Annotated in this window: 16 protein-coding genes, 1 tRNA gene and 1 other RNA gene; 3 read left to right on the forward strand and 15 right to left on the reverse strand. The window is 46.4% G+C overall.

Translation table 11 applies throughout. From position 1 onward, the window contains the following. Nucleotides 1–36 precede the first annotated feature (36 nt). Complete coding sequence (locus COU47_01735; GenBank protein PIR69780.1) at nucleotides 37–1,050, forward strand: hypothetical protein; 1,014 nt, start codon at nucleotides 37–39, stop codon at nucleotides 1,048–1,050. A gap of 37 nt (nucleotides 1,051–1,087) precedes the next feature. Here the strand turns inward: COU47_01735 and COU47_01740 are convergent. The 5 genes from COU47_01740 to COU47_01760 form a co-directional block, all read right to left on the reverse strand. Beyond that, nucleotides 1,088–1,161 (reverse strand) — tRNA-Lys (locus COU47_01740). Between the two features lie 5 nt (nucleotides 1,162–1,166). Next, complete coding sequence (locus COU47_01745; GenBank protein ID PIR69781.1) at nucleotides 1,167–1,652, reverse strand: hypothetical protein; 486 nt, start codon at nucleotides 1,650–1,652, stop codon at nucleotides 1,167–1,169. Between the two features lie 9 nt (nucleotides 1,653–1,661). After that, entirely contained in the window at nucleotides 1,662–2,498 is an 837-nt protein-coding gene (locus COU47_01750; protein ID PIR69782.1) for a hypothetical protein, read from the reverse strand. Between the two features lie 54 nt (nucleotides 2,499–2,552). Further along, a complete protein-coding gene (locus COU47_01755) occupies nucleotides 2,553–2,954 on the reverse strand; it encodes an oxidoreductase (protein ID PIR69783.1) in 402 nt (133 codons plus the stop codon). 11 nt (nucleotides 2,955–2,965) lie between these two features. Further along, the gene (locus tag COU47_01760) at nucleotides 2,966–3,631 is read right to left on the reverse strand and encodes a hypothetical protein (protein ID PIR69784.1); all 666 of its coding nucleotides are present in this window, start codon (nucleotides 3,629–3,631) and stop codon (nucleotides 2,966–2,968) included. A 54-nt stretch (nucleotides 3,632–3,685) separates the two neighbouring features. Here COU47_01760 and COU47_01765 point away from each other — a divergent pair, with 54 nt between their 5' ends. Next, the gene (locus COU47_01765) at nucleotides 3,686–3,949 is read left to right on the forward strand and encodes a hypothetical protein (GenBank protein PIR69785.1); all 264 of its coding nucleotides are present in this window, start codon (nucleotides 3,686–3,688) and stop codon (nucleotides 3,947–3,949) included. A 30-nt stretch (nucleotides 3,950–3,979) separates the two neighbouring features. On the opposite strand, the gene COU47_01770 is transcribed toward COU47_01765, so the two are convergent. Both COU47_01770 and COU47_01775 read right to left on the reverse strand, forming a co-directional pair. Beyond that, nucleotides 3,980–5,242, reverse strand: coding sequence for an AAA family ATPase (locus COU47_01770; GenBank protein PIR69786.1), 1,263 nt, complete (start codon nucleotides 5,240–5,242; stop codon nucleotides 3,980–3,982). Between the two features lie 57 nt (nucleotides 5,243–5,299). Beyond that, nucleotides 5,300–5,866 (reverse strand): RNA 2',3'-cyclic phosphodiesterase, encoded by a 567-nt coding sequence (locus COU47_01775; GenBank protein PIR69787.1) that lies wholly within the window; start codon nucleotides 5,864–5,866, stop codon nucleotides 5,300–5,302. A gap of 121 nt (nucleotides 5,867–5,987) precedes the next feature. Between COU47_01775 and rnpB the strand changes: the two genes are divergently transcribed. Beyond that, an RNA gene (gene rnpB / locus COU47_01780) (RNase P RNA component class A) lies at nucleotides 5,988–6,428 on the forward strand. A 50-nt stretch (nucleotides 6,429–6,478) separates the two neighbouring features. Here rnpB and COU47_01785 read toward each other — a convergent pair. From COU47_01785 to COU47_01820, 8 genes are all read right to left on the reverse strand, one after another. Continuing rightward, nucleotides 6,479–8,797, reverse strand: coding sequence for a ribonucleoside-triphosphate reductase (locus COU47_01785; GenBank protein ID PIR69788.1), 2,319 nt, complete (start codon nucleotides 8,795–8,797; stop codon nucleotides 6,479–6,481). A gap of 80 nt (nucleotides 8,798–8,877) precedes the next feature. Further along, complete coding sequence (locus tag COU47_01790; protein PIR69789.1) at nucleotides 8,878–10,014, reverse strand: cell division protein FtsZ; 1,137 nt, start codon at nucleotides 10,012–10,014, stop codon at nucleotides 8,878–8,880. 107 nt (nucleotides 10,015–10,121) lie between these two features. Further along, on the reverse strand, nucleotides 10,122–11,294 hold the full coding sequence (ftsA, locus tag COU47_01795; GenBank protein PIR69790.1) for a cell division protein FtsA: 1,173 nt from the start codon (nucleotides 11,292–11,294) through the stop codon (nucleotides 10,122–10,124). Between the two features lie 23 nt (nucleotides 11,295–11,317). Then, nucleotides 11,318–11,731 (reverse strand): rRNA maturation RNase YbeY, encoded by a 414-nt coding sequence (gene ybeY, locus COU47_01800; protein PIR69791.1) that lies wholly within the window; start codon nucleotides 11,729–11,731, stop codon nucleotides 11,318–11,320. Continuing rightward, complete coding sequence (locus COU47_01805; GenBank protein ID PIR69792.1) at nucleotides 11,721–12,194, reverse strand: glutamyl-tRNA amidotransferase; 474 nt, start codon at nucleotides 12,192–12,194, stop codon at nucleotides 11,721–11,723. Before COU47_01805 ends, ybeY begins: the two co-directional genes overlap by 11 nt. Nucleotides 12,195–12,376: 182 nt before the next feature. After that, nucleotides 12,377–12,637 carry a hypothetical protein gene (locus COU47_01810; GenBank protein PIR69793.1) on the reverse strand — a complete coding sequence of 87 codons (261 nt, stop codon included), beginning with the start codon at nucleotides 12,635–12,637 and terminating at the stop codon, nucleotides 12,377–12,379. A 2-nt stretch (nucleotides 12,638–12,639) separates the two neighbouring features. Then, nucleotides 12,640–12,978: a histidine triad nucleotide-binding protein gene (locus COU47_01815; protein ID PIR69794.1), complete on the reverse strand. Its 339-nt coding sequence runs from the start codon at nucleotides 12,976–12,978 to the stop codon at nucleotides 12,640–12,642. 11 nt (nucleotides 12,979–12,989) lie between these two features. Continuing rightward, on the reverse strand, nucleotides 12,990–13,326 hold a 337-nt coding region (locus COU47_01820; GenBank protein ID PIR69795.1), incomplete at its 5' end, for a hypothetical protein.

Here is a 13,326-nt window from a genome sequence, read left to right on the forward strand (position 1 = left end):
TCACTTTGAAAAAATGAAAAAAATAGCGTATTATGGATGTGGCTTACATTCAAAAACAAAAGAGAGGTGGCTCTCATGAAAAGATATGCCTACACCCCAAAACAAGTTATTCTGGTAGACCCGGTATACTTCCGGGTGCGTAAAGAAAACATACACGACAACCGCATGATACAGCCGGACGAAAAGAGACTCCGCACACAAGCAACAGCGATATACAACATGTACGCAAATCTGGGAACTCGGGTGTTGTTCGTCCCTCCTCATAAGTATCTTGAAAGCCTTATTTATCCGGCAAACAGCTTTTTTGGACATCCCGATCCACAAAAAAAAGAAATCATTCTTTCAAATATGCTCCTAGATACGCGAACCCACGAACCGGAAGAAATAAAACAATGGTTTCCCATTGCGGGCTACAATATCTACATCATACCGCGGATACTCCACAAATCACCGGACGAACAAGTAGAGATGACCTTTGAGGGATTTGGCGACCTGCTCCCTGGGAGAGATATGTGGTTTGCGGGCATTGGAGAACGCACCACACAAGAAGCAGTGGAATATGTTTCAAAACAATTTGGACTTGAGGAAAAAAAACCAATCGCCTATCTCCGCCTGGTGAATCCCTATTTCTATCACTTGGATACCTGCTTACTGTCGCTTCGATACACAAACCACTTGATATATTACCCAGGTGCATTTGATAAGCGCACGATAGGATTTTTACGAACCCTTGAGTGCGAGCGCTATGAGGTAAGCGAACATCTCGCAAAAGATTATCTTATCTGTAACAGCGTTCCATTTGGCAAGATTGTTATCCTGAATGCGCCTTTCGGAGGAATTTCAGAAAAATCTATGCTGAGAAGCGCTCAGGGCATCCTCCTCTCAAAAACGGACAGGCGTTTCAGGGAAATAAAAGAACGCTCACACGAATATGCGGATTTTATCGAATATCTATGGAGTGTGGGGTACGGAACAATACCTGCATACACCTCAGAGGTCCGCAAAGATGGTGCCGGCATTTTCTGTCTCTCAAATTTTGTACACCTCTAAAAACAAAAATCCCCTTTCGTAAGGGGATTTTATTATGTCCGCTCAGTAGGAATCGAACCTACAACCGTCTCCTTAAGAGGGAGCTGCTCTGCCTGATTGAGCTATGAGCGGGAATACTATGTGTGCCGGTCGGCAAGCACGAATGCTCCAAACGAGTATGGTTTCACCGCGGCCTCAAAGCCGTACCCCTTCACCATTCCGACAACCGTATCTATCAATTCTCGCGTAGGACCATTCTCTCCAACATCAAGATGGACTGTCAATTGATTGTTCCAAAAAAACTCTTCTCCCAATTTATCCTTTAACGCGCTCCGCAGCTCTTGGGTAAATGCGATAGAACGCATTGTTTCTTTAAATATTCTGTTCTGCAGAGTGCCGCATTTTTCGGGCAAGGAACGAGACCAGAAATATCGGCCGCCGTTTCCTATCCGCAAAATGCCGACCGCAGTAACAAAACAAACTTCTTTTTCTGCACGGGAATCACTGCCGACTACGATATGATAATGCGCATCAGGTTTATGGTAAATGTACGCAATCAGTTCATCTACCAACTGCTCAAAGTTGAAGTTGCCTGCGTGGTTATGGAACTGAAGATTCGTCATATACTTCTATTATAAAAGAGTGCTCTGCACATCGGAATGAAGCTGATAATCGTTATTGGTGCGCTTCGCGCGGAGAATCCTGTCAATCTTAAATACGCGATTTCCTCTGCGGAGATGGCAATATCCCTCAACGGTTGCCGCGTCTAACGCGTAGATATCAACCAGGCGGGTATTTCGCGAATCGCCTCCATCCTGGGGATTTTTTGTAACATAATCTATCTCGACGCTCTTGCGCGACTCTAACGCGCTCTTCAATACCTGGAACACATCCCCCTGAAAATCCTCCCCCCATCGGACCGGAATGGATATCTCCCCCATAGCATCCCGCGAGACAAATTTAATATGACCGTGCTCTTTACCGTATTGGTATAACTCTTTGGTTACTTTTACGTCTTGGACACAATAATCTTTTACTTCCTGGATGCGCCCCTCCCGGAACCATTGCAGCGCCTGCAATCCGTCGGCGCTCTTGGAAATATTCAGAGTTGTGCGCGCCAAATTATCAAGCGACACGCGAAAGCCGACCCCCTGTACGACATCATCCATCATATCAAGCATGGGAATCTCCTTGAGATTTATTGATGTATACGGCTGTAAAACCGGAATATCAAATCCTTTGATGTTAAACCCGACCAAAAGATCCGTGGCTTTTATCATCTCCTCAAATTTCGGCAACTCATGCTCCTCAAACACATGATACGAGCCGTCATGGGATGTGTATGCAGCAAGAACAGAAATGCCAAGCTTATGAACAAAATCGCGGCCACCCACTTCCGCGAATTCCTTTTTTGTTTCTATATCAAAAACAACAGTATTTTCCATAATATAAAAATGATTATAGCACAAAAATAGAAATAAAAAAGGCCTTGTGGGCCTTCCTGTACTGCTCCCTCGAGCGGCTTAGAACGGAACATCAATCGCAAAGATGCCCGCACCCATGATGAAAAGTGCAAGTGAAATTACGAGAAGCGTAAGCTCAAACTCCCAGCCGTTTGCAAATCCCTTTTTGCGCGCGACCAACGCAATCGCAAAAAACATATTGATTGCCATCAAAAGCGCTATCAGCTGGACAAACAGCCCCACAATAAGAAATATTCCTCCGAAAAACTCAAGCGCACCGATGAAAATCACCCAAGCTGCAGCGGGGCGAAGCCCCAAACTTTGGAAAAAATCTTTTGTGCCTTGAAAGTTTTTGAATAATTTAGGATACCCGTGAACAATAAAGATAACACCCAAAAGAACCCGCAATAAGAACGGGACAACAAACCAAAAATCAAATAGTTGGGGAAATACGCTTGGCATATACCTCTATATTATACATGTCTTTTGAGCCACGCAACAATACTCCCCTCAAGTTCGGGATACGCCCTGAACATATGAATGCCATGCTCTGTACCCGCAAATATATCTATCTTTTTTTCTTTACACGACACAGCTTCGTATAATTCTTGCGCCATAACAGACGCGGAAATGCCGTTCCTACGGATATCCTCTTTTGCTGCGATAAAATATACGCTCTGGTGTTCTCGTATGTGCCGCGCCGCAGGAAGCGTCTCAACGCCACTATAATTAAGGCCCGCCGACATAACGACTCCCCCGCGCACACCCCCAATCTCACCGAGTAGCTGAAGCGCAATATTACCTCCTATAGACGCGCCAATCACGAAAAGCGGATTACATCCTTCCTTCTGGAGAAATAAAAAACCTGCCCGCGCATCTTGAATGCTTTGCTTGGTTTCCTCTTCAGAAAATGACCGGTATCCGTCAGGCCCCTCGCTAGATTCTCCGTGTCCCCGAAAATCTATCGCAAGCACGCCGAATCCTTCCGCCTGGAGCTTCTTTGCAAACGCATCCCATGATTCTTTTGTTTCAGGAAGCATATGCAAAAGCAAAACGCCGGGACTTCCCGTTTCCCCCCAATACTGCGTGCCGGCAAGAGTAAAGCTGTCTTCTGTTTTTATCTGTATACTTTTTTGCATGGATATAGAAATAATGATACCATCATCGTAGCGTTTTTTAAAAAGGAGAAACGAATGGCAGAAGAAAAAGAGATGCCTATCGTAGCGTTTGATATGCCAAACGGAAATACTTATATCGGAGCATACGACAAATCAACTGGAGTGCTCCATAATTACATTATTGTACGAACAGTAACCACTCAAGAAGCAGAACATACGATTGAGGCAGAATACGCGCGCGAGTACAAACGATACACGGAAAAACAACCAAGGCTTGTTTCTAAGCAAAGAGACATACATACATCAATGGCAGTCAGCAAAACAGAACTATCATTATGAATAGACACAAAAGCCTCACTATGGGGCTTTTTATTTTTTTGGGCGGTAATATTTTTTTCCTTTTAGTTCTTTTGGGAGGTGCTCCTGATCTACTTTTGCATCTTTAAAATCGTGGGCATACGCATATCCTTTGCCATGCCCTAATTCCTTCATGAGATTCGTTGTGGCATTACGCAGATGCTTGGGCACCGGAAGTGCACCTTTCTCCTTTGTATCGCGCCAAGCCTCCATAAGCCCCGTGTACGATGCATTGTCCTTTTTTGCTAATGCCAAATATGTCACGCCTTGCGCGAGATTAATCGCCGCTTCGGGCATACCTATAAACGCAACCGCATCGGCAACGGCGACCGCAACAGCAATCGCTGTCGGCTGAGCATTCCCTATATCTTCAGAGGCAAAAATGACCATGCGTCGCGCGATAAACCGCGGGTCTTCTCCTCCTTCAAGCATGCGTGTCATCCAGTACAACGCTGCGTGCGGATCAGAATCACGCATTGATTTAATAAACGCGGATATGAGATTGTAATGTTCTTCTCCCTTTTTGTCGTACCGGAGCGTTTTTTTCTGAAGCGCTTCTTCTACCAAAGCGCCCGAGAGCATGACGGCATTTTTCTTTCCGCGAGACATTGCGTGCTTTACCGTAAACTCAAGTGCATTGAGCGCAATCCGCGCATCTCCGTCCGAAAAATGCACGAGCTTCTGCATGCCCTCCTTAGAAAGCGAAACTTTTTTCTGCCCAAGGCCTCGCTCTTTATCCGCAAGCGCGTTCCGGATTATTTTTTCTACATCCTCAAGTGAAAGCGGGTCGAGAACTAATACAAGCGAACGGGACAAAAGCGGACGAACAAGCGCGAATGAAGGATTTTCGGTAGTTGCTCCTATCAAAACAACGGTCCCCCGCTCAACATGAGGCAGAAATGCATCTTGCTGCGTACGGTTAAAGCGATGTATCTCGTCTACAAATAATATGGTTCGGGTACCATGGTGCTTAAGACGGTCTTCAGCTTCGCGTATGATGTTTCGTAATTCCGGAATCCCCGACACTGCCGCAGAAAACGGATGGAAAAACGCCTTTGATTTTTCGGCAATAATATGCGCGAGCGTGGTCTTGCCGGACCCGGGAGGCCCCCACAAAATAAGCGATTGCAATTGGTCGCTTTCAACGGCTTCACGGAGCGGCATCCCCTTGCCCACCACTTTTTCGTGCCCCACAAATCCGGAAAAATCATCCGGCCGCATACGTTCGGCAAGCGGCATAGTACGCGCAAATGCGTCATCAAACAAATCTTTCATACGAAAAACACCTCTACTATAGCAAAGAAAAAGAAAAACGGCATGTAGCGCCGCGTGCTATTTTTCCTTCAAGAGATACCGATGGAGTATATTGTATTCTGCTCCACCAAATCCAAGAATAGATTGCATAAGCACCACAGAGGAGAGTGTGCCAAAAAACTTCACACCTTCATCAAGCTGCTGGATAGGGAACGAGGAGAATTCTTCGGGATGGAAGCGCGCAAGCGTTACATGAAGCCGGAATGGTTCCCGGCTTGGATAGAAATCAACATTCGCATGCTTTAATATCCGTTCAATCTCTTCTTTTAACTCCTGCATAGCAGGCGGCGTAGGCCCTTCTGCCCAAATAAGCGTTGGCATACGGGTGGTCGGACCAAACCGTATACGGGTAAGCTCTATCTCAAATGAAATAACATTGCTGATAGTCGGCAAAAGAAGCCCCTTTAAAAAATCTACCTGGCTTTCTTCAATAGACCATGGCGGCACAAGGGTGACATGAAGATTGCGCGGCTCTATCCAGCGCACGGGGAGATTCACTTTTTTCTGCAAGTCTTTTTCCCACCGGATTATTTTATCTTCCAAGGCATCATCCAGGGGGAAAGCGAAAAATATTCGTTTACTCATTCCTTTTAGAATATCATATCTTGCCCCCTCCCGCAGTGAGGATGTGCTGATACCGTTAGAAGCCCCGGATAGAAAAATGGAGTTGACAATTCATAAAAATTACATTATTATTTTTTCAGATGTGTTTTTCTGAATGATCGCTCTGCATACGCAGGGAGGAAAGTCCGAACACTCCCCCGATGTTCGTCGGGGAGCAAGGTAGCGGGTAACACCCGTCCGGGGCAATCCGAGTGGTGCGAACAGAAACGTCCCTGCCTGCCGACAAGCAGGTCGGCCGAAAGGCTCAGGGAGAGCCCAATCCCAAGCTAGATGGCTCAGCTTCACTATAGGGACAGAAATGTGAAGATGAAACGGCTAAATCCATACCCGAGTGCAAGGCCGTGTCCCACTTTTTATTAGACATTATGTTTAATGAATAGCGGGAAGTGCCGCTAGAATCCCGCAGTAATGCGGGATCCAGATAAATGATCATTGCCAATGTTGTTCGCTGTAAGCGAATATAAAATCTCGTTTCACTCGAACGAAATTGGTACAAAATTCGGCTTATAGGAAGAATATATCTATAACGCAAAAACCCGCTTCATGCGGGTTTTTGCTTTTTAGCAGAAAATATCAATTAGAATCTGATTCGGATGTTATTTTTTCAGGCATCGTCCTGCCTTCGTCAGGATCAATATCTATTTCACAGGTACCGCTGACGCACGCAAGCTCTTTTGCGCCGGTGGTGTTGTCCTCTTTTTCATACGCAACAATTTGTGAAAAATCAATCTTCGGCATTTTTCCCATAAGCTCGTGGTACTTTTCTGCGCTTATTGCTTCATACGGCGCCAATTGGTACGCGTGCTCTGACTTTGGCAAGAATGAAAGGCCGCCCAAGATATCCCAGCGCTTGTAAAGCCAATTTGCGGTTTCTATCCATTCGTCGTGTCCCACAGAAACAGTCACTGAAGGATTGTGTTCGGTGAAACTACTCTTTACCATCTCCCAATGCTTCAATTGATCAAGCGCACTCAGGTTTATGATTGCTTTTTCTGGAGCTTTTACCGGAAATTCGAGAACGAATGTCGTTGCGGAATTGTCATGTTGTCCCACTTCAGGATAATAGGGAAATTTCTGGTCCTTCAACATATGAAAGAGCGGGTCAGTCGCTGAAATGCGCACGCGCCGGATATAATATTTTGCGTGCCTCGTATGCATCCCCGAAGAAGCATCAACAAGCTGCGAAACGGTCCCTGACGGCTTGACGCATGTAACACAGGTTGAGGGATTGATACCAAGCCGACGCGCATACATCTCATTCGTTCGTACAGCGATCTCCTTCATGCGTTCGAGCGTTTCGGGGTTGCGCACCGCAGGAGCATCCCATTGCCCAGTGATGGAAACACCGAGCAAGCGTTCTTCTGCACAATTCTCTTTCCATTCCTTTGAGAGAAACGGGAAATGAGTCAAAGATGACTGGTATGTTCCGAGCATAGCGGCGAGACGCGCTTTACGGAAAAGCGAATCTTGCGTATCTTCTTCCCGCGCGACAACCTCCGACAAGTTACAAAACTGTTTTGAACGGAGCACAATCTCTCCGCACGGATTTGTCCCACATGTAGCGCTATGCGGCTTGAATACCTTCCATCGCCGTGCAGGCAATTGTCTTTTAAGACTTCCCCGGTTGAAAATACCGCGCTCCCCTGTTCCTGATTGTGCGAGCGCTAACCACTCCTGCATAAATTCGGTTGCGGTTGGACGCTCGTTGTATACTGCGGAGTTATTCGCCATAGAACGCTGGGGTTCTGTGAGATAAAATTGCCCAGTTTTTGCATGGCGCATCTCTTTGTCATCCAAATCAGAAAGCGAAATCAAAGCGCTCCGCCGGACACCTCCCATAACAACGACTTCTCCGGTCTTACAAATCACATCGTGAATATCAAGATTTGAAAGCCGCCGGCCCTGGCGTGCGAGTATCTTTGAGCGGGAAAAATCCAAAAGGGCACGCAACGGCTCCGGCCCCGAACTTCGTCCTCCCATAGTGGAAAGACGCGCGCCCGCAGGACGAAGCTGTGAATAATCAAAAGCGATATCTTTCCCTGCATACCATGTCTTGAGTCCAAGCGTTAATGCTTCGGCCCATCCCTCTTTGCTGTCCCCAACAACATGTGTAGGAAGCTTTTCTCCGTGTTGGCGCCTTACAATGGGGAGCTGCTGAACCGTTTGTGATTCAACGGAATACCCGACACCCGTTCCGCACATCAGAAGATACATAATCTCTGCAAAATCTTCAATCTTTGACGGAGCAATAAACGAGCAGTTGTATGCTGTTGCATTCGTCTTCCGAGCAGCTTCGCCGGCGCTCCATAAAAGACGCATGGACGGCATCACCTCTTGTTTTAATATTGCAGTTCGCAATTCCTGGTATTCTTGATCAGTAAACGCATCCTTAATGTTCTCACGCATAAAATTAATATAACGATCAACCGTTTCTATCCATGTTTCGCGCCTTCCCTCATCTTCAATCCAGCGTGAGTATGTCCGATAATAAATAAATTCTGCAAGCGGATTTCTGAAATACGTTTTACTATCTTGCGCAAGCTTTTGAATGTGCTCGGGAATCGTTTTCTTTTTTTCACGGATATGCGCGCGTTCACTTCGGTATAAAATATATGCCTTTGCAGTCTTTGGAAAATCCAAAAGGATGAGGCTTTCTTCTACTATGTCTTGTATCGCCTCAATTGAGGGAACACCGCCGCGAGGATACCGCGCCGCTAAGCGCTGAATAACGCGGTCGGTAATACGAAAAGAATCGCGCTGAGGGTTTCCCTCACCGCTTGCTTGCATCGCACGAGAAATCGCGCTACTAATTCTATTTTTGTCAAAAGGAACAACCCGACCATCGCGCTTTCGCACGGATTGGACCAAAAAAGAGGATGCGTGAGACACCATACAAATATAAGATGGAACTTAATGATAAAGAATATGATTGAGGAAACGCAAAGAAGTGAGGTCGGGGCGTTCTGTTGAGATTAGTCTTTTCGAGAGCGTCTGAGAAATGCGGGAATAGTATTCCAGTCTTCCTTCTCTTCTATTGTATCATTTTTTCCATCATCCTCTGCAAGCGAGTTTTCCACTGTTTGCTTTTGAGCCTTCTTTATAGGGAAGGTTTGGCCTGTTTTCCCCTCAGAAAAGAGGGTTTTTGAGACACCCCCCTCGGGGAATCCTGAGGCAATGACAGTTATTTTGATCTCGTTTTTCTTTAATCGCTCATCGTGCAACGCTCCGAAAATCACACGGGCATCCTTATCAATAGCATCCGTAATAATGCGCGCCGCTTCTTGAATTTCCCACATAGTCATATCAGGACCGCCGGCAATTGAGAAGAGCACCCCGCGCGCACCGTCAATAGACATATCCAAAAGAGGAGAATTGATTGCTTTATGAGCCGCTTCTTCAGCGCGCTTCTCTCCCGTAGCAGTGCCAATACCCATAAGCGCTGACCCCGCATTCTGCAAAATTGCGCGGACATCCGCAAAGTCAACATTGATAATGCCTGGGAGCATAATAAGGTCGGAGATTCCTTCTACCGCCTGGCGTAATACTTCGTCACACATCGCAAACGCATCAAGAAATGTGGTTTCTTTTTCAATAGCGGTGAGCAAGCGGTCGTTCGGAATAACCACCATTGCGTCTACTGATGAACGAAGACGATCAAGTCCCGAATCTGCTATCCTCCCGCGCTCCGCTCCTTCAAAGCCAAATGGCCTTGTAACCACGCCAACAGTAAGCGCGCCTTGTGAGCGTGCCGCTTCCGCAACAACCGGACTTGCGCCTGTTCCCGTGCCTCCTCCCATGCCGCAGGTAACAAAAACCATGTCAGCACCTTTGAGCGCTTCTTGGATTTCATCGCGCGTTTCTTCAGCAGCTTGCCGCCCCACTTCAGGATCCATCCCAGCACCCAGCCCTTTAGTGAGATTTTTACCAATATGTATCTTTTTTGACGCTTCAGAATTGTGAAGATCTTGCGTGTCGGTGTTTACCGCAACAAAATCAACGCCTTTTACTTTTGACCGTATCATGTGGTCAACGGCATTCAAACCGGAACCGCCGGTGCCGACTACTTTGATACGAGCAAATGCTTCAATTTCAGGTTTTATGTTTGCCATAGAATAGAGAAAAAACAATCTAATGCACTCCCATAATAAATAAAAAAAATACCCGTTTCAAGGATATTATTACAAGAACATAGAGCAAGAAAAAAATCCAGCCCCTCCTACGGCAGAAACGCCTTAAACCAGCGCCACAAAAGTGAACCCCCTTTTTGTGAAAATCCTGAGAACATGCCGCCCCCACTTTCTATATCAGACTCATACGCCATAAGACAAAGCCCAGCAACCGTTGCAAAACGCGGATCAAATTCCTCTGCCAGCTCGGATTCCTCAAGGGCACGCGCAACTTCAACCGGAAGCTTAAGGGAATCCCGCCCCATTGCTTCAATGTTAAACAAATGCGATCCCCCTCCGGCAAGAATGACACCGCCCGGCAAAAGACCGTCCCGGTTTATCTTTTTAAGATGCGCGTCAACCGATTCAAATATGTCGCCCGCACGCGCCGTGATTATTTCTTCTATATGTTTTTTTGTTGAACCGCGAAAATTCCGGTATTCCTGCTTTTGACGCTCTGCTTCTTCAAGTCCAATCCGGAGTCCGATAGCAATATCGTGAGTAATTGCCTGCGCCCCTATAGGAAATGTTTTCACCGATACTGGGACGCCCTCTTCAAAAATTGCGGCGCTCACCGTACCCGCGCCGATATCCAGCGTCATCACACCCACTTCTTTTTTGTGCTGAGAAAGCACTGCGCGTGATGCCGCAAGCGGAGAAGCGACCACATCATCAACCGCAATACCTACCCGCTCGGCGCATGCTGCAATATGTTCTATCTGCTGAGACAGCGCAGTAACAAAAAGCGTTTCCGCTTCAAGGCGGGAACCGGTAATGCCCACCGGGTTCCGGGTAATAAGATCTTTATCAACGCGGAACAATATAGGAAACCGATGAAGAATTTCTTTGTTGTGATGCGGCACAATACTTGCGTAACTCGCATCAAGCACCCGGCTGACATCACGTTCGGTAATATCTCCTCCATTTGCGTACGGGAGCACGAGAGAGCCGCGCGCAATAGAAGAATCAAGACTTGCGCCTCCATACGAAAAAAAGGCTGACGAAACCTTGGTGCCCGCCATTTTTGTCGCTTGAAAAAGAGATTTTTTCAGTTGTGTCGCCGCCGCATCAATATCTATGATGTCCCCTCGCCGTACGCCCTCCGAATGCACATCCCCCACTCCCCTGATCTGCATGCGCCCGCTTGCGTCATCCCATTCCGTTATCATCGTCTGAATGCTGGAAACTCCGATATCAATGCCTGTAGCGATGTGACGCGCCATATACTTTAGTATAACGCAATTTTTCAGCGTTTGACAAAATATCCAAAAAACTTCTCCTCTTGCCCCGTCATACGAATCTCATCCTTTCTGTGCTTGTGGTCATATCCCTTTATATGAAGCAGTCCATGTATGTAGAGACACATAAGGCGTTCCCGGAATGAATCCCCGTAGCGCTCTGCTTCTTTCCGTATTTGATCTTTATTCAACAACACCTCGCCTATGCCATCTCCAAGTAGAAAAGAAAGAACATTTAATGCATGATTCGGCTCAAAATGAAACTTTTTTTGCGCCCGCAAAATGCGCCGCACACGGCGCATTTCAGTATCGGAAAGTATTGCAACGCTTATCTGAAAACGCTTCCCCAATATTTTTGTTTGTATGTCCTGCCACGGCACCGAACGAAACCGTTGTGCCGCAGAGTTCAACTCAACCGCCATTTTTTTCTTGGGTCATGAGATGTTCGCGCACCATCTGTGAGATGCGATCTCCCGACGCTTTACCCTTAAGCACCGGCATAATGGCCTTCATGACATTACTAAAGTCGGCCATGCTTTTCGCATTCGCTTCGCGCATACCCTCTTCAATACGCGACCGCAACTCCTCATCAGACATTTCGGGGGGGAGATATGAAGAGAGCACATTGAGCTCTTTTGATTCTTTTTCTGCAAGCTCTTCGCGGCCTCCTTCCCGGAAACTCTCAATTGAATCTTTTCGTTTTTTTGCCTCACTCCGAATCACTTCCACAACCTCCTCATCAGACAACCCGACATCCTTTTTGCGGAGCTCTATTTCTTTATTGGTGATTGCGGATGAAAGCATTCGCAACGTCGAAAGCCGCGCCTCATCTTTATCGCGCATCGCTTTCTTTACATCGTCGTAAATAGTTTGTTTGAGACTCATGCCCCGTTAGAAGTCTGGCTAGGTTGTAATATTTAAGCACACAACATCATATCTTGCCTTTTTATACCGCCATGCGTCTTGTAATAAAAAATTTCTTAAAATTTTTATCCAAGACGCCTAACGGGGCGTAGATATGTGGATGTATATCTAGTATACCAGAAATAAAACTCCGGCGTCATCCATTATTTTCTCCGATTCGTCTTTCCCGTTTTAAGCTTGCCTATCTTCCGCAAATATTGGACTTCCTTCGCCCGGGACATACGCCGAAGCGCGGCGTCTTTTTTCTTTTTTTGAGACAATGGACGCGCGCGGAATTGGCCCGAGCGAACCTTACGCACGACCCCTAATTGCTGCGCTTTTTTAGAAAAACGCCGAACAAGCGCTCCCGGAGTTTCGCTCTGGCGCCGTTTAACTTCTATAATTGTGGTATTTTTTGCACTCATAATTATTTATGTGGCTCTGCCTTGTCCCATCCCCCCATAAGATGAAGATGTATGTGATCGATAAGTTGTCCTCCCTTTCGTCCTACATTAAACAATAATTTATATCCGTCAATATGTTTCTCCCGCGCCACATCCCGCGCTTTCAAAAAAAGCTTTCCCACCAAAGGGGCGTCCCCATCTTCTAATTCGCTTACAGAAACAATATGCTTCCTGGGGACAATAAGAAGGTGCACTGGCGCCGAAGGGCGGATATCAGTGAACACGACTATGTCGCTATCCTCCGAAACAATGTCTGCTTCTTTCTCCTTGCGGACAATAGAGCAAAAAAGGCATGAATCCATACTGAAGTGTGTTATTTATTCTTCTTTTTTTTCTTTAAATAGTCAAGAAGCTTTTCCTGCGGAACAATCTCCTGCATGCCGGTATCCATATCGCGCACAATTACTGTGTTGTCAATCGCTTCTTTCTGCCCCAAAATGATAGAATGCGAAACGCCCAATTGAGCGGCGTGTTTTAGCTGATTCTTAATGCTGTCTTTAGAAAGAGACGACGCAACAGAAAGACGCGCTTTACGGAATTGCTCAAGCAGCAAAAAACTTTGTTGCTTTGCTTGCGGCCCTAGCTGGATAAAAAATAATCTCGGTGACTCTTGTTTAATTCCTTTGTTTTTCCGTGAAAGCATTTCTTCA

Source organism: Candidatus Niyogibacteria bacterium CG10_big_fil_rev_8_21_14_0_10_46_36 (assembly GCA_002772995.1).
Classification (GTDB): Bacteria; Patescibacteriota; Minisyncoccia; order 1-14-0-10-42-19; family 1-14-0-10-42-19; genus 1-14-0-10-46-36.